10 protein-coding genes are annotated in these 17,257 nt (G+C 39.0%); 7 read left to right on the top strand and 3 right to left on the bottom strand.

Annotated features, from left to right (window positions below):
- The first annotated feature begins 150 nt into the window (after positions 1-150).
- A complete protein-coding gene (locus HMPREF9456_RS12675) occupies positions 151-2,646 on the top strand; it encodes a Kelch repeat-containing protein (RefSeq protein WP_006843936.1) in 2,496 nt (831 codons plus the stop codon).
- 99 nt (positions 2,647-2,745) lie between these two features.
- Here HMPREF9456_RS12675 and HMPREF9456_RS12680 read toward each other — a convergent pair whose 3' ends face one another.
- Positions 2,746-4,035 (bottom strand): UDP-N-acetylmuramoyl-tripeptide--D-alanyl-D-alanine ligase, encoded by a 1,290-nt coding sequence (locus tag HMPREF9456_RS12680; protein WP_006843937.1) that lies wholly within the window; start codon positions 4,033-4,035, stop codon positions 2,746-2,748.
- Between the two features lie 268 nt (positions 4,036-4,303).
- Here HMPREF9456_RS12680 and cysK point away from each other — a divergent pair, with 268 nt between their 5' ends.
- A complete protein-coding gene (gene cysK, locus HMPREF9456_RS12685) occupies positions 4,304-5,251 on the top strand; it encodes a cysteine synthase A (protein WP_006843938.1) in 948 nt (315 codons plus the stop codon).
- 92 nt (positions 5,252-5,343) lie between these two features.
- Positions 5,344-6,639, top strand: coding sequence for an O-acetylhomoserine aminocarboxypropyltransferase/cysteine synthase family protein (locus HMPREF9456_RS12690; RefSeq protein ID WP_006843939.1), 1,296 nt, complete (start codon positions 5,344-5,346; stop codon positions 6,637-6,639).
- Positions 6,640-6,731: 92 nt separating this feature from the next.
- Here HMPREF9456_RS12690 and HMPREF9456_RS12695 read toward each other — a convergent pair whose 3' ends face one another.
- Entirely contained in the window at positions 6,732-8,729 is a 1,998-nt protein-coding gene (locus tag HMPREF9456_RS12695) for a glycoside hydrolase family 97 protein (RefSeq protein ID WP_006843940.1), read from the bottom strand.
- A gap of 144 nt (positions 8,730-8,873) precedes the next feature.
- Positions 8,874-10,262 carry a Gfo/Idh/MocA family protein gene (locus HMPREF9456_RS12700; protein ID WP_006843941.1) on the bottom strand — a complete coding sequence of 463 codons (1,389 nt, stop codon included), beginning with the start codon at positions 10,260-10,262 and terminating at the stop codon, positions 8,874-8,876.
- Between the two features lie 191 nt (positions 10,263-10,453).
- On the opposite strand from HMPREF9456_RS12700, the gene HMPREF9456_RS12705 reads away from it, so the two are divergent.
- From HMPREF9456_RS12705 to HMPREF9456_RS12720, 4 genes are all read left to right on the top strand, one after another.
- Positions 10,454-11,032, top strand: coding sequence for an RNA polymerase sigma-70 factor (locus tag HMPREF9456_RS12705; RefSeq protein WP_006843942.1), 579 nt, complete (start codon positions 10,454-10,456; stop codon positions 11,030-11,032).
- A 61-nt stretch (positions 11,033-11,093) separates the two neighbouring features.
- Entirely contained in the window at positions 11,094-12,077 is a 984-nt protein-coding gene (locus tag HMPREF9456_RS12710; protein WP_006843943.1) for a FecR family protein, read from the top strand.
- 221 nt (positions 12,078-12,298) lie between these two features.
- Positions 12,299-15,685, top strand: a complete 3,387-nt coding sequence (locus HMPREF9456_RS12715; RefSeq protein WP_006843944.1) for a TonB-dependent receptor — start codon at positions 12,299-12,301, stop codon at positions 15,683-15,685.
- A 12-nt stretch (positions 15,686-15,697) separates the two neighbouring features.
- On the top strand, positions 15,698-17,233 hold the full coding sequence (locus tag HMPREF9456_RS12720; protein ID WP_006843945.1) for a RagB/SusD family nutrient uptake outer membrane protein: 1,536 nt from the start codon (positions 15,698-15,700) through the stop codon (positions 17,231-17,233).
- The last annotated feature ends 24 nt before the right edge of the window (positions 17,234-17,257 follow it).

Genomic DNA, 17,257 nt, shown 5'->3' on the forward strand with positions numbered 1-17,257 from the left:
AAAGGGAATCTCTTTCTATTAAAAAGATTTTAATATCTTTATATCTTGATAAGACACCTCTGCCCATCTCCATTTATCACAAAACAGAGTATTGCAATAGAGGTCACCCGGAAACAATCTTATTAACTTGAAAATTGTACTTTCTATTCCATGAAACTGTATCTATATATATTTTTCATACTTAGTTGTTTTTATTCACAAACAGCCTTATCTCAAGGTCTAAAATTTTGTGGAGGGGAGCAAGCTATAGATAAGAGAACTTCTTACGATGTTTTCAAAAATTCATCCGTTGCATTTTCCAACTATTTCAATATCGATTTTAAGATAGCCCTTTATCCTGCAAAAGAAATTGGATACATTCTTCGTATAAAAAATGAGAAATCCGATAAAATCTATAATTTATTTTATGACGGACAAGGCAGTAGTTTTGTATTCAAGTTCAACGAAGAAGGACGAAGCAGCTTGATCACTGCCGAACTAAATAAAGAAGAACAGCTTGATAAGCATTGGCTCAGAATGATAATATCATTTGACCTAAAGAGTGATTCGATAAGATTAACGGTAAACGACAGGGTATTTAGAGCTGTAGCCTCAGGGCTTCCTGAAAAATACTATCCGGTTATTCTCTTTGGTAAAAGCGATCACATTATCGACACTCCTTCTTTTGCGATCAAGGAGCTTTCGGTGGGGAATAATGAGAAATATACATTCCCATTAAGAGAGAATGAGGGAAGTATTGTCCACGATTCGAAAGGGAAGGCATTGGGAGAAGTATTAAATCCACAATGGCTGATAAATGATGCTTATCACTGGAGCTTTAAGACTTCATTCAAATCCGAAACTGTAGCCGGAGCCAACTACAACGTAAGAAAGAAAGAAATATATTATTTCAACAGGGATGCTATCTCTATATATAATGTAAGATCGGGTGAAACAAGGACAAAAGTATTTGATGAAAAATGTCCGGTAAACCTTGCTTTGGGTACAAACTTTATCGATACGAAAAACAATAGACTATATGCGTACGAGGTGTATCACAATATAACGGATGAACAACCCATGATTGCCAGTCTAGATCTGGACACATATCAATGGACAACGGAAAGTACTGAGCGACTGCCCAAACAACTACATCATCACGGAGCTTACTACGATCCTTCCACAGATAAATATACCATCTTTGGTGGATTCGGCAATATGTACTACAGTAAGAACTTTTACTGTTTCGACCTAAACGAGAGAAAATGGTCGACACTGGACGGGTTTAGCGGAGATACAATACTTCCTCGTTACTTTTCGTCGGTAGGATATCTGAAGAAAACAAATTCCATATATGTATTCGGAGGTATGGGCAACGAATCGGGCGAACAGGTGGTAGGACGAAAATATTTCTATGATCTGCATAAAGTTGATTTAAATACAAAACATATTACAAAGCTCTGGGAAATTCCATGGGATAAAAACAATGTAGTACCTGTACGGGGAATGGTTATCCTTGATGATTCTTGTTTTTACACATTGTGCTATCCTGAGCATTTTTCGAAATCATTTTTACAATTGTACCGCTTCTCACTGAAAGACGGCAGCTATGAAATATTAGGAGACTCGATTCCGATATATTCGGATAAGATTACAACAAACGCTAATCTATATTACGACCATCAGCTAAACAATCTGTATGCAATTGTACAGGAGTTTGCCGATGATGTATCTTCCGATCTTAAGGTTTATTCGTTGGCATTCCCTCCCATTACAGCGGGAGATCTTACAAATTATCCGAAAGAAGAATCAGGTATTATTGTTTTAATAATTATCGGCCTAACTAGTATATGTATCTCTATTATAGGGTATCTTCTATATAAGAAGTTTGTTCAGAAAAATAAGAACAGCAGAAACACCAGCCAAACATTAAGAATACAGAATAACGATAAAGAAAGAATTGATAAGCCTAATTCCATTTATCTATTCGGTGAGTTTACTGTGCGCGATAGAAACAATAAAGATATTACCTATATGTTCAGTACAAAGCTAAGGCAAATGTTCTTTCTTGTTCTGCAATATAGTATCGAAGACGGTATCACCTCCCAACGACTTAGCAATCTCATATGGCCCGACAAACCCGAAGATAAAGTAAAGAATTCAAGAGGAGTTACTATCAATCACTTAAGGAAAGCACTAGGAGAATTGGATGGAATTGAATTTGTATATGACAAAGGCTATTTTAAAATAGTATTAACCGACGAATGTTATTGCGACTTTGTAAGATGCATTCAAATCATATCTACGGGTATAGAAGAAAACAGAGAAGAATTAATAGAGATACTAACACGTGGTAAGTTCCTAAGATCTTCAGATCAGGCTCTTTTTGATACATTCAAGATAGACATGGAACATAAACTGGAACCTGTATTATTAATAGAAATCGAAAAAAGCTTTACCACAGAAGCTTATCAGACAACTATAAATCTAACAGAGGCATTGTTCAATATAGACCCGTTGAACGACGAGGCCTTAGTTTTCCAGACCAAAGCTTTACAAAGATTAAAGCTAAATGAAGAGGCTCGCATCCGCTATCAGACATTTGTGGTAGAATATAAGAAAACAATGGGTAGTGACTATCCTCATCCTTATAAGGATTTGATTTAAGATACTCAATCTCTATTCTGTTCAAAAAATCAATCAAGTATATAAATAGAAAAAGATCCCCAAATGAGGATCTTTTTCTATTTTCAACTTATTATCTTTTTATAGCATGTCAATGCATTTCTCAAGTTGTACTCCCCTCGAGCCTTTGAGCAATATATAACTATCTTCAACCGGATCTTTTTTGAGATATTCTTTCAGGTCATCAAGATTTTTAAATCTCGGATACTTTGTTTTTACCCTGCTGAAATTATCTCCGATAAACATAACCCTTTCAAAATTATGATCGCTTATATAATCTGCAATCTTCTGATGCTCCATATCTGTATCAGGCCCCAACTCCTTCATATCTCCAAGGATAAGAACCTTATGATTTACATCCATATGGTCAAAATTTTCGAGAGCGGCATGCATACTTGTCGGATTGGCATTGTATGCATCTATTATAAGCATGTTTTTCTCTGTTTTCTTTAGTTGCGAACGGTTATTAGTCGGCACATACTCCTCTATGGCTTTACATATCAAAGAAGCTTTTACTCCGAGATACTTACCAATGGTTATTGCAGCCAATGCATTAGAGAGATTGTACTCTCCTATCATATTTGTTTGTACCTTATTGCGTTTACTGCCAAATTTCCATTCCAATGCAAGGAAAGGACTGATAGATGTTACTTTTCCTGAAATAAATAAATCGTCCTCCAGTCCGTAATATATTGACGTTATCCCTTCCGACATTTCGCGTAAGAGCAAATTGCTGTAGTCTATAAATATCTTCCCATCTTTGGTGCTGCGGATAAATTCATACAACTCCCCTTTCGCCTTCACTACATTTTCGAACGAACCAAACCCCTCGATATGTGCATGTCCCAGATTCGTAATCAGCCCATAGTTTGGTAAAGCCATCTCGGCAAGAAAGCGGATTTCACCTACATGGCTCGCTCCCATTTCCACAATCACAATCTCGTGTTCTTTTTTTATCCTCAGCAAGGTTAGCGGGACTCCGATATGATTATTCAGGTTTCCCTGAGTCGCCAGCACATTATACTCCTGAGACAAAACAGAATAAATCAACTCTTTTGTCGTTGTTTTCCCGTTTGTTCCGGTGATAGCGATAATTGGCTTTTTTATAAATTGTTTGCGGTGATGGCGGGCTAATTCTTGTAGTGTTTCCAGACTGTCTTTTACTAATATTATATTCGGTCTGGTTGCGTATCTTTCTTCATCAACAACAGCATAGGCACAGCCCTGATCGATTGCTTTTTCAGCGTATTCATTTCCGTTAAAATTTGCACCTTTTAATGCAAAAAATATTGAATCTTTAGGACTATTACGTGTATCAGTTGAAATTTCCGGGTATTTCTTATATATATTATATAGATCTGATATCTCCATAGCGTTTATACAAATTTATTGTTTCCTTTCAAACGTTTATTAATGTATTACTTTTTAGATTTGTAAAGTTCCACAAGATTTGCTTAAAGCACTACGAATATACGTTAATAATTTCTATCAAACATTCTTCTTAACGTTTTTTACTTTATCAAATATCTCAGCAAAATATACCATAAACATGGTATCAAAATACCTTACTTTAGCGATTTTATATGTACCTCAAAGTATGTACCTTTGTATCAATAATTAAACAAACAAATCAACGGTTATGGGAAAAATTGCAAAAAAATTAACTGATCTTATCGGAAACACTCCGCTATTGGAGCTATCAAATTATAATAAGAAACATGGAGTAGATGCTCATGTAATTGCTAAATTAGAATACTTCAATCCGGCATCGAGCGTCAAAGACCGTATTGCCAATGCGATGATAGAAGAAGCAGAGGCATCGGGACTACTTCACCCCGACAGCGAACTGATAGAACCAACCAGTGGAAACACAGGGATAGGGCTTGCTTTCGTAGCTGCGGCAAAAGGCTATAAGCTTACATTAACAATGCCTGAAACCATGAGTATAGAGCGTAGAAATCTACTTAAAGCACTTGGTGCAAATATTGTTCTTACTCCGGGCCCCGATGGCATGAAAGGTGCGATAGCAAAAGCCGAAGAACTACAAAGACAAAACCCGAAGGGAGTTCTTCTTCAACAATTTGCGAATCCTGCAAACCCTGCAATACATAAAAAAACGACTGCTGAGGAAATCTGGCGTGACACCGATGGTAAAGTCGACATCTTTGTAGCAGGAGTCGGTACAGGCGGAACTGTAAGCGGTGTAGGCGAAGTTTTGAAAAAACACAACCCAAATGTGCAAATAGTGGCTGTAGAGCCAACAGACTCACCTGTATTATCAGGAGGCAAACCCGGCCCGCATAAAATACAAGGTATAGGAGCAGGCTTTGTGCCAAAAACATACAATAACTCTGTTGTAGATGAAATAATTCAGGTAAGCAATGACGATGCCATCCGCACAAGCCGTGAACTGGCTCGCGAAGAAGGTCTATTGGTAGGTATATCTTCGGGCGCAGCAGCGTATGCCGCTACATTGTTAGCAAAAAATCCTGAAAACAAAGGAAAGAATATCGTTGTAATCCTTCCCGATACAGGAGAGCGTTATTTGTCTACAGTATTGTATGCTTTCGAAGAATACCCACTTTAATCAACATAATACGATCTTAAAGGTTATCTTTATTTAGTTATGAGTAATTGATTGTACAATCAATTACTCTCATTTTATAAAAACAAAAAAATATGAGCAACTATAAATTTGAAACGTTACAAGTACATGCCGGACAAGAGGTAGATCCGGTTACACGATCACGTGCTGTACCTATTTATCAAACAACGTCATACACTTTTGATGACGCACAACATGGAGCCGATTTGTTTGGACTCCGTAAATTCGGGAATATATACATTCGTCTGATGAATCCGACTACAGATGTATTTGAAAAACGTATAGCTGCTCTTGAAGGCGGAACATCTGCTCTGGCAACAGCATCAGGCCACTCCGCTCAATTTTTGGCGCTTAACAACATATTGTCGCAGGGAGACAACTTTGTTACTACTTCGCATCTGTATGGTGGTACACACAATCAGTTCAAGTCACAGTTCAAACGTTTGGGAGTAGAAGCACGCTTTACTCCGGATGACGAGCCGGCTTCGTTCGAAAGGCTGATTGATGACAGAACAAAAGCCCTTTATCTGGAGACAATCGGAAATCCCGATCTGAATATCCCTGATTTTGAAGCTATCGCTGCTGTAGCCGACAAATACGAAATACCATTAATTGTAGATAATACGTTCGGTGCAGGAGGTGCACTCTTCCGCCCGATAGAACATGGGGCTACCATTGTAGTAGAAAGTGCTACCAAATGGATAGGCGGACATGGAACATCTCTTGGCGGGGTGATTGTAGATAGTGGTAAGTTTAACTGGGGCAATGGTAAGTTCCCTGAATTTACAGAGCCTTCCGACAGCTATCACGGACTCGTATTCTGGGATGTATTTGGAGCAAATGGCCCATTCGGTAATATCGCATTTACGATACGTGCCCGAGTAGAAGGACTTAGAGACTGGGGGAGTACAATCAGCCCGTTCAACTCATTCCTTTTGCTACAAGGATTGGAAACCCTATCACTTCGTGTAGAACGTCATGTAGAAAACACATTGGCTGCTGCTAAATGGTTGGAAAACCATCCTAAAGTAGAATATGTAAACTATCCGGGACTAGAAAGCAGCCCATACCACGCATTGGCTAAAAAATACTTCAAAAAAGGAGCCGGCGGTGTACTTTCTTTCAAAGTAAAAGGAGCGGGGGACAATGCCGACAAAGTGATAAACTCACTCCAACTGATAAGCCACTTAGCAAATGTAGGTGATGCTAAATCTCTAATCATCCATCCTGCAACTACAACTCACGAACAACTTTCGGACGAAGAAAGAGTTTTGGCAGGGGCTATTCCGGGATTGTTAAGATTATCAGTCGGTATCGAAAATATTGACGATATTATCGCTGATTTGGATCAGGCGCTGAGCAAAATATAAAATAAAGCCGTGATTATTTTTTTATAACAAAAGAGGCTGTCTCTCATTTCTGGGGGGCAGCCTCTTATCTTATAATAGAAGAATAATTATTTTTATTTCTTTGTTATTTTCACAACATAACCTCCACCCGGAGCCATTGATATTGGAAGCTTCCGATCGGCGGGAATATCTATTATTTCTTTTTTGTAGTCTTTAGCAACACGATCGGCATTTACTCCGTCTTTAAACACTTCCCCTTTGAAGTTACCTTCGCCCAAGAACGACAAATCAAGCTCCATTGTACGGGCATCCCAGTTTGTCAATGCTCCCACATACCATGCATCTCCCTTTTGACGGGCAATGGCTACATATTTTGCAATTTCTCCATTCAGCGCAACTGTATTGTCCCAAACGGTAGGCACAGCAGCGATAAACTCAGTACACTCCTGTTCTGCCATATAGTTTGACGGACTGTCACAAAGCATATTCAAGGGAGATTCGAAAATAACATATTCAGCAAGCTGACGGCAACGTGTACCTTGGCTCATGGCTTCGTTATTCACACTTCTGTAATTCCCCTTTGTAGCATTGCGCATCGCACCTTGCGTGTAATCCATAGGTCCTGCTACTTGGCGAATAAACGGAATAGTAACATCGTAGGTAACCTGATCGAGGTTTTCAGCCCATTTCATTTGCTCCAATCCATTTACGCCCTCGAAGTTAATCACATTCGGATATGTTCGTTGCAAACCAGTAGGCTTGTAAGTACCGTGATAGTCTAACATCATCTTATATTTAGCAGCCGTTTCTGCACCACGACGGTGAAAATCAACAACAACCTGATCGTCCCTATCCATAAAGTCTACTTTAAAACCTTTGATTCCCATCTCGCTATAATGCTTGCAAACGGCTTCCATATCACGATCGAAAGCATGAAATCCTGCCCAAAGGATAAGACCTACATTCTTCGATTTAGCATAAGCGACAAGTTCGGGCAAATTAATTTCGGGAACAACCTGAAACAGATCGGCTTTCAAATTCACAGCCCATCCCTCATCCAGAATTACATATTCTATACCATATTTAGATGCGAAGTCTATATAATATTTATACGTCTGATTGTTCACGCCTGTCTTGAAATCTACATTATAAAGATTCCAATCGTTCCACCAGTCCCATGCTACCTTGCCCGGTTTTACCCAAGAGTAGTCACCCTGAGACGGTGTTGCCAGCTTGTACACCATATCACTATCTGCCAGGTCTGAATCTTTTTCGGAAACGATTACCACACGCCAAGGGAAATTGGTAGCACCATCAAATTTTGCAAGGAAATTCTCACGAGATTTTACAACCATTTGCAGATTGTTGTGCCCTCCTTGTTCTACATCTTTCGGATACGGAGCAAAAATCCCTTTCAGAATATTGGCTTTATCTCCCGGATATAAGAACATTCCCGGATAGTTAAGAAGGTCAGCTTCTACAATGCAAACCTTTTTACTTTTTACTCCCTCTACTACCAAAGGGCTTATAGCTAGTCTTTTCTTATTCCACTCAGACAAAAGATTATGAACATACGGTTGTTCGAACGAATTGAAGAATTGTTCGTCGAAAGTAGCCGATTCTTGTTTATTAGTATAGTTGATAAAAGCTTTGCTGTCTGCAGGGAAATTAAACTCAACCTGTTCGCCTTGTACTGCAAAAGGCTTCTTAGAGGCAGACACAAAACGGTAAGCAATACCATCGTCGTATGCTCTAAAGAGAATACTGTGATCTTTAAATTTGAGCGTAAGCTCATTATAATTATCTTTTATCTGCTTACGTTTATATACCTGAGCACTAATTGTCTGATTTACGGTCTTTGTAGATGATCCCGACAACTTCGCGTCTTTTCCATAAAAAGTACCGTCACTGAGTGACATGGAAATCGTAGACTTGTCGAGCATAAGATCGCCGTTATGCAAAACAGAATAATCGACTGTTTTACCTACATTAATTACAGCTTCCAGTTTACCATTCGGAGACTTAAGATTAAATAATTTCTGGGCTGATACTGTCATTGAAAACAGAGCCGTGCAGAATACGGCTAAAATAATCAAGTAATTTTTTTTCATAAGTATATTTAAGTTTAGAATATAGAGAGATTACTCCCTTTTACTAAAATAATTCTTTTTCAAGTTTACCCCTACCCTTTTCGACTAAAGTGAACACCGACAACTCCTTTTCCTTTATCCTTTTATAAAGGTCTACGAAGGGGATTACTGAGCAAATTTCAATCCTTTTATTTTATTCCACCCTCCACGAGTGAAGTCGGGAATCTCTACAGGAGCTGAATTATTGTCGAGCGAGATTTCCGTTAGTGGTATCAGGCTGCACCATTCGGCAAGGTCATATACATCCATATCTAGCGGAAGCCCCCTTTGAAGACAGTATATCAGACGATAGTCCATGATGAAGTCCATTCCTCCGTGTCCTCCGACTTTCTTAGCCTGATCTTCTATATCTTTTGCTATAGGATGTTTGTATTTCTCCATCAATGCCACTTGCACATCTTCGGGCACGAAGCTGTGAGCCGTCAGGTTTTCATGATTCTTGGTCAATGCGGGGTCAAGCTCTTCACTGTCTAAAGCATATCCTTCTATCGGGTATTTGTTCGCAAAACCTTTTGTCCCGGTAAGCTGATACATGCGGTTGTATGGACGAGGTGATGTTACATTATGTTCTATCAATATAGATTTCCCATTCTCTGTTCCAATCATAGTGGTGGTATGATCTCCATTGCGAAAATCTTTTACTTCTTCATTTCTTTTCTTTTTCAAAAATTCAGGATTGCCTATCGCCTTCGTATCCATCGCAACCAAATAGTTCAGTTTGTCGCCACGGTGTATATTCATCGCCTGACATACAGGTCCAAGTCCGTGCGTAGGATATACATCGCCACGATGCTTTTTATTAAAGTCCATGCGCCAGTCGTTCCAGTACTCATCCCAATATGGTTGTAATCCATGAATATAAGCACCTTCGCCATGAATTACTTCCCCTAACAATCCTTGCTGTACCATATTCAGGGTTGTGAGTTCGAAGAAATCATATACGCAATTTTCTAACTGCATACAATGTTTTCTGGTTTGCTCGGAGGTGTTGATCAATCCCCATATTTCATCCATTGTTACAGCAGCGGGAACTTCAATTGCCACATGCTTGCCGTCTTTCATCGCCTGAATACCTATTTTTGCATGCGACAACCAGTCTGTTGCCACATAAACAAGATCTACATTGGGAAGGGCTGTGACCTTACGCCACACAGAGGTATCTCCATAAAACTCAAGAGCCCTAGGAAGACCTTTTTCTTCAAGCATTTTATTTACTTTCTCTGTGTTTTTTTGCTCTACATCGCATAATGCGACAACCTCCACCCCCGGAATATAAGTCATGCGGTTCACAGCTCCGGGGCCTCGCATCCCTAAGCCGATAAATGCTACACGCACCACAGGTAAGCGTTCGGTTCTCAACTCGAGTACATCTGTTTGTCCTGCCGGACGCTCTTTTACAGGAGTTTTCAATACGAGAGATTGTCCTTTAGATTGCTGAGCTCCACAGTTAAACGATAACAAACATGAAGAAAATAAAATAATGAATTTTTTCATGGTGAATATTTTATGTTTAAAATATTTTACTTCAAGGTCTATATTTAAAGATTAAAGATTAACCTTCTATTTTCTGAATATAAGGAAGGTATAAAGATAAGGGAAATCTTACATATTATTTTCTTAATTAACATTTAAGCCTAAAAATATATCCTACATTTGCAGGATGTTTGTTATATATCAGTTTTCGAATGGAGAGGGAAAACACATATGATAGATTGTTTGATCTGATAAAAGAAGATGATCACAATGCCTTCGACAGGCTATATAATCTTTTTTATGCACCATTATGCGTATTTGCAAACAGATACATATCGGATCAAGACTCTGTTAGAGATTGCATACACGATGTGTTTTTAAAGATGTGGAGAGACCGAAAAAATATATTCATCAATACCTCTGTGCGTTCCTACCTCCTTACAGCAACACGAAATCACTGCCTCAATTTGATAGAAAAGCAAAAAACACAAATGACTTACGAGCAGTATATATTGAATACGTACGACCCCTACACTTCTGACGATTTATATTCTGTTGAAGAATTGGAAAGTTTGATTGAAAAAGCAATAGATGAACTCCCCGAAAAGTACAGGGAAGTATTCAGAATGAGCCGATTTGAACATCTTACTTATAGAGAAATAGCCGAAAGAAAAAACATTTCGATAAAAACAGTAGAATCATACATGCATAAGTCACTGATTATATTATCGGTATCATTGAAAGATTTCCTACCATACGTTCTTCTTTTCCTTTTTTTCAAAAAAAATTAATTTTTTCATAGGGTGACCTATGAGTTATCTGTCTTATAGATAGAAGCCACTAAATTCTATTATGGATAAAGAAAAATTTGAAAAGCTAATATTCAAGTTTCACAACAAAGAACTAAGCTCTGAAGAAAAAGTAGAGTTTGAGTACTTTTTGTCGTCTTCTGACGAAGCACGTAAGATATTCCATCAATGGAATCTCGTGTATAAGGCTTCGGAAGCACTGTCTATAAATAAAGAGATCCCTCAAATACCGTTCTCTTTGGCAGAGAAGAAAACAATAAACTGGCGTCGCTGGTTAGCCAATTCGGCTGCAATCATCACAATTCCTTTGATATTGGGCTTCACATACCTGCTGATAGATAAATACAAGACAGGCCCTGTGGTCTATAACGAAGTAGCTGCAACAAATGCCAAAGTAGTAAATATCTCTCTCCCCGACGGGTCGAAAGTATCTCTATACGCAGGGTCGACACTAAAATATCCTGATCGGTTTTCTGATGAAGAGCGGCTTGTTATTTTAGATGGTGAAGGAACTTTTGAGGTGAAATCAAACCCGAAGAACCCTTTCTATGTAGAAACAACAGACGGAACAAGGGTAAAAGCATACGGAACTAAATTCTCGGTCAGAGATTATGATGCAGATAATACAATACAGGTCTATCTGGAACGGGGCATTGTAGATTTTAATTCTCCAAGGCTGAATCACCCGATAACAATGAAACCTGATACCCGATTGGTATTTAACAAAACAGATAGAAAATATACAATATCTAACAGCACACCGAACGAGTATGACGCTTACGAACAGGGGGTTTTATTATTCAATAATAAGCCGCTCGAGGAAGTCGTACAAAAGCTGAATAGGGTTTATGGGGTAGATATTGTGATACAAGATGAAAGCCTGAAAGAATATCGCTTTACGGCGACGATCAAAGATGAATCAATATATCAGATAATGAACATGCTATCATTGAGTACACCTCAATTGGAATGGAAAAGACAAGGACAAAAAATAATATTAACTCAGAAACTTAAATCTAAAATTTAAAACCTAAAATCGAACCAGTATGAACAAAATGTGTTATTCCTTTTAATTAAAACTTAATATCGTCGAAGTGATTCCTTAAGAATAAGGATATTCATTTGTATGATGTTTTTTAAAACAAGAAAATTTATGAAAAGACATTACCACTTACTTCTAAGGGGGCTGGATTTTTTTGCTCCATCTGAACCCGTATTTTTCAACATTAATCTTAAAAAAAATATACCATGACATTAATAAAATTTATTTTAGGAGGGAAAAGCAAATATCTCTTATTTTTAGGGCTATTTTTAATGTCCTTCACCGTCCAATCGAAACGGATAGACAGCATCTCTATCAATAGAACAGGGGCTATCCGCTCTGTACTAAAAGAAATAGAAAAAGCGTCTTCTTACCATTTTATGTACAACGACAAGCTTATCAATACAGATAAGATTGTATCGATAAATGTAAAAGACAGACCGGTAAATGAAATACTAAATTCTCTATTCGAGGATTCGAACATCACTTATACCATAGTAGATGATCAGATTATATTATCTGTTGCCGGAACAAACGAAGTAAAAGATAGTAAACAAACAGGCCGTGAAATTTCGGGAGTCATCAAAGATGAAAAAGGCTTCACGCTTCCGGGGGTTAGTATCGCCGTTAAAGGCACAACAACAGGAACAATCACCGACCTTGACGGAAAATATTCTATAAATGTTCCCAGCGGAGCAGTTCTGGCATTTAACTATGTTGGCTTTGTTCCTCAAGAAGTAAAAATAGGAAATCAAAGCACCTTAGACATCATTCTTAAAGAAGATACTCAAACTTTGGACGAAGTTGTTGTTGTGGGATATACAACACAGAAAAAAGCCGACCTGACAGGAGCGGTATCATCCGTAAAAATGTCGAGCCTGAACGATATGTCAGTAAGCGGTATCAATAGTGCGCTGCAAGGTCGTATGTCGGGTGTTACCGTACTGCAAAGTAGTGGAGCTCCGGGATCGGGAACTTCTATCCGTATCCGTGGGATGGGTACATTTGGTAACAACGAACCACTTTATGTAATCGACGGTATGCCGGCTGATAATATGAACGATATCAATCCGGGCGACATAGAGCGTATCGACGTATTGAAAGATGCTGCATCTGCGGCTATCTACGGTTCACGTGCAGCAAACGGAGTTGTTATTATTCAGACTAAAAAGGGAGGTAAATCTGATAAAGTGAATATTGCATTCAATACTCATCATGGAGTATCGATGGCCCAACGAAAAATAGATGTTCTGAATGCAGCACAACGTAATACGATCCATTTGGAAGCATACGACAATGCTATAAAATATGACGGATACGACAAAACGGCTCCGAATTATTACACATCTGATTTTGCAAAAGTGAGCAGAACAAACTGGCAGGATGAGATTTTCTCAAATGCTGCTTATCAGGCTAATTATGATTTGTCGCTCTCAGGAGGTTCCGATAAATTCAAGTATAATATCATGGGAGCCCATCTTAAACAAGACGGACTTCTAAAGAATTCAAATTTCAATCGTACAACACTGCGTATCAATACAGAACTGGAAGTTTTCAAAAATTTCAAGGTTGGAGAAAACTTGATGATCACACACTCTAAGCAAATGCTGGTTCCGGAAATGGGAGCAAATGGAGCTATTGCTTCTGCACTTCAATTCGACCCATCTGTTTCTGTATACGAAAACAAAGCCAAAGGTATCTATAGCGGAAGTGGAGAATTAGGTGCCGACCTCAGAAACCCGGTAGCTGTATTAGACAGATCGGACCGTGCACGTACTCGCGACCGCATATTTGGAAATGTATATGCTGAGTACAAATTCTTAAATGATTTTACAATCAAAACAGATTTAGGCTATGATTGGTCTGATTGGGGTGATAAATGGTTTGTAACCAGAGTACCTGAAGCCGGACGTGCGTCGAATACAAACGAACTTACCGAAAGAGGGTGGAAAGATACAAAGTGGATCACAACCACTACATTGAAGTATGACAAAGTGATAGGACTTAACAAGCTTATGCTCTTGGGAGGTACTTCTTACGAAGCATTCAACTCTGAATATACAAATGCTCGCGGTACAGGTTTTATCTCCGAAGATAAATCGCAACGTTATCTTTCTGCTGCAACCAATATAGCATGGATGCAAGGTGGCCGTGAAGAATGGGCTATGAATTCTTATTTCGCGCGAATCGACTATTCATTTGGCGACAGATACCTATTATCAGCAAACTTCCGTACCGATGGTTCTTCTAAATTTGCAAAAGGAAACCGTTGGGGATACTTCCCTTCTGTTTCGGGAGGATGGCGTATTTCAGAAGAGTCTTTCTTTGAAACCCTGAAAGAAAAGGCAATCCAAAACTTAAAGCTGAGAGCATCGTGGGGTAAATTAGGAAATCAGGATATGGGAAGCAATTACCCTACCAAAGTGCTTATTGCCAACACAACAGATAATGATGGATACAACACTGTTTTTGGCAGCACAGAAACTGCAGGCTTTGGACGATATGAGGCTACATTAGCAAATCCTGACCTGAAATGGGAAGTAACCACTCAAACAGACTTAGGTTTAGATATCAGCTTCCTCAACAAGTTTGATTTCGGATTCGACTATTTCATCAAAAAATCGTCAGATGTATTGTTAGAGATACCTGTACCTTCATTAGCCGGTGTAGACGGAGGTATGATGGTAAATGCTGCCGAAGTGCGTAACCGTGGTTTTGATATGAACTTATCATACAATACTAAAGTTAAGGACTTTAATATAAGCGCATACGGCAATTTCAGCAAGGTGAAAAATGAAGTTCTTTCAATGGGTACAGGTAACAGAAACATGTTTACAAGTTCTTACCGTGGCACTAACATCACAAGAACCAGAGTGGGCGAACCGATAGCACACTTCTATGGCTATAAAAATGGAGGTGTATTCAAATCTCAGGAAGAAATAGATACTTACGTAAATGAAAAAGGAGAAAAAATACAACCTGCCGCAAAAGTTGGAGACCTTAAGTTCCTCGATTTGGATGGTAATGGAAAAATAGACTCTAACGACCAAACAAATATTGGTAGCGGATTCCCTGATTTCACTTATGGATTTGGAGCCGACCTTGAGTATAAAGGTTTCGATCTTAGCTTCTTCTTCCAAGGTGTTGCCGGATACGATATATTCAACGCCATCAAATATGAAGGTATGTTCGTTGATCCTCGTTACAATCAGTTTGCAGCTATCCTAGACCGTTATCACCCAACAAACAACCCCGGAGGCAATGGCCCACGTGTTACAATCAAGGATACCAACAACAACCGCAGGATGTCTGATTACTATGTTGACAAAGGTGATTATCTGAGACTGAAAACACTTACCTTTGGTTATACTTTCAACAGAAACACAATCAAAAAATTAGGATTGCAAAAACTAAGAGTTTACGCTACCGTACAGAACTTGCTTACATTCACCAGCTACAAAGGCTTCGACCCTGAACTAGGTGAAACTTATGCAAATGAATTGGATAGCTACGGAGTTACCGAAATAGGTGTGGACAGAGGACAATTCCCTCAGCCTAGAACTTTCATTATGGGTGTAAATATTAACTTTTAAATCGAATAAAACATGAAACTATATAAATTATTACTATTCATCCCATTCATTTTTATCACATCGTGTGATTTAGATAGGGAACCTTACGGGCTTTCAAACTTTTGGAATACAGAAGCCGATGCTCAATTAGGGTTAGATGCTGCCTATGCCCCTTTTTATGAAGAAGAAGGTTTCGGGCGGGGACACTGGTGGGTAGGTGCTGCCAGCGACGATATGGTAATCAATCGTAGCAAAGGCGACGATGAAGCCCTCACCGAATTCAGAACAACAACAAATGCATCAAGCGGACAGTTTTCGAACTGGAAAATAATGTATAAAGTTATCAGACGATCGAATGACGTAATGAAATATGCGCCTAACATTGAAATGCCTGACAAAAACAAAGATATCATTCTTGGTGAAGCTAATTTCCTTTGTGCTTTTGCTTATTTCCATTTAGCAAAAAGATATGGAGGATTGCCATTCTATGATTATAATAAACCTCAGGAAATAAACAAGCCGCGGGAAACAAAAACCGAGACATATACACGCATCGAAGGTTATTTGAAAACAGCCATTTCTCATTTCGAGAAACAAAGTCTTTGGACTAGAGACAAAGGTGCTGAAGGTCGTCCACAGCTAGGTGCTGCTTACGGGCTTCTTGCAAAAGTATATGCACATTGGGGTAAATATAACGAAGCTAAAGCTGCCGCAGAAAAAGTAATCAACTCGGGCAAGTATTCTTTAGACAAGACAAATAATAACGGTTATGCGCACTTGTTCTCTCCGGCAGGAGAAAAGCATGAAGAAGTACTTTTCAATCTTACGAACAAGCCGGTGAGAAACCAAGGAACAGTAACATCTGTCATCCTTCTTTCGGGAACTCTTTCGGGTGGTACTGGCTGGTATTACTTTGCTCCTACCAAAAGCTTGTTTGATGCATTCGAGAAACCAAACTTGACTTCAACCGGAGACCTTCGCCGTCTGGTAACGCTTAAAGGTGCGGGTGATGATGTTTTCTTCTTAGGTAAACAAACAACGCTTACCAGTGCTCTTATTAAGGACATGAGTACAGGATATATGGGTACAAAATATTCTGCTGCATATAATGATCTTACAGGCTGGAACTGGGAAACCGGTGCAGATGTGCCTCTATTACGCTATGCTGATGTATTACTTATCCATGCAGAAGCTGAAATATTCTTAGCCGGAGGAGGTCCGAACGATCGTACTAAAGGTGTGGCTGCAGCGGCTGCCTCATTCAACGAAGTTAGAGTAAGAGCTTTTGGCGGAGACAATTCAAAGGCGATATCGGCTCCTACATTCAATGATTTGGTTAAAGAACGCCGTTGTGAGTTAGCTTATGAAGACGAACGTCATTACGACCTTGTTCGTTGGGGACTGGCAAAGGAAGTATATGCTGCTGCAACAACGGCAAGCGATCCAAGAGGTCCTAGAACGTTTGATCCAGCTAAAGATGCACACTTCCCTATTCCGCAACGTGAGATAGAAAACACTGATTATTTATTGGTTAATAACCCGAATGATGGATATTCGAACTTTAAATAAAACAGAAATTTGATATTGTCATAG

This window comes from Dysgonomonas mossii DSM 22836 (assembly GCF_000213575.1).
In the GTDB taxonomy this organism is placed as follows: Bacteria; Bacteroidota; Bacteroidia; order Bacteroidales; family Dysgonomonadaceae; genus Dysgonomonas; species Dysgonomonas mossii.

What these genes read in the sequence shown, in the direction of transcription:
- HMPREF9456_RS12690 (WP_006843939.1), top strand. Translation starts at nt 5,344, where the DNA reads ATGAGCAACTATAAATTTGAAACGTTACAAGTACATGCCGGACAAGAG.
- HMPREF9456_RS12680 (WP_006843937.1), bottom strand. Translation starts at nt 4,035, where the DNA reads ATGGAGATATCAGATCTATATAATATATATAAGAAATACCCGGAAATT.
- HMPREF9456_RS12705 (WP_006843942.1), top strand. Translation starts at nt 10,454, where the DNA reads ATGGAGAGGGAAAACACATATGATAGATTGTTTGATCTGATAAAAGAA.
- HMPREF9456_RS12695 (WP_006843940.1), bottom strand. Translation starts at nt 8,729, where the DNA reads ATGAAAAAAAATTACTTGATTATTTTAGCCGTATTCTGCACGGCTCTG.
- cysK (WP_006843938.1), top strand. Translation starts at nt 4,304, where the DNA reads ATGGGAAAAATTGCAAAAAAATTAACTGATCTTATCGGAAACACTCCG.
- HMPREF9456_RS12710 (WP_006843943.1), top strand. Translation starts at nt 11,094, where the DNA reads ATGGATAAAGAAAAATTTGAAAAGCTAATATTCAAGTTTCACAACAAA.
- HMPREF9456_RS12715 (WP_006843944.1), top strand. Translation starts at nt 12,299, where the DNA reads ATGACATTAATAAAATTTATTTTAGGAGGGAAAAGCAAATATCTCTTA.
- HMPREF9456_RS12675 (WP_006843936.1), top strand. Translation starts at nt 151, where the DNA reads ATGAAACTGTATCTATATATATTTTTCATACTTAGTTGTTTTTATTCA.
- HMPREF9456_RS12700 (WP_006843941.1), bottom strand. Translation starts at nt 10,262, where the DNA reads ATGAAAAAATTCATTATTTTATTTTCTTCATGTTTGTTATCGTTTAAC.
- HMPREF9456_RS12720 (WP_006843945.1), top strand. Translation starts at nt 15,698, where the DNA reads ATGAAACTATATAAATTATTACTATTCATCCCATTCATTTTTATCACA.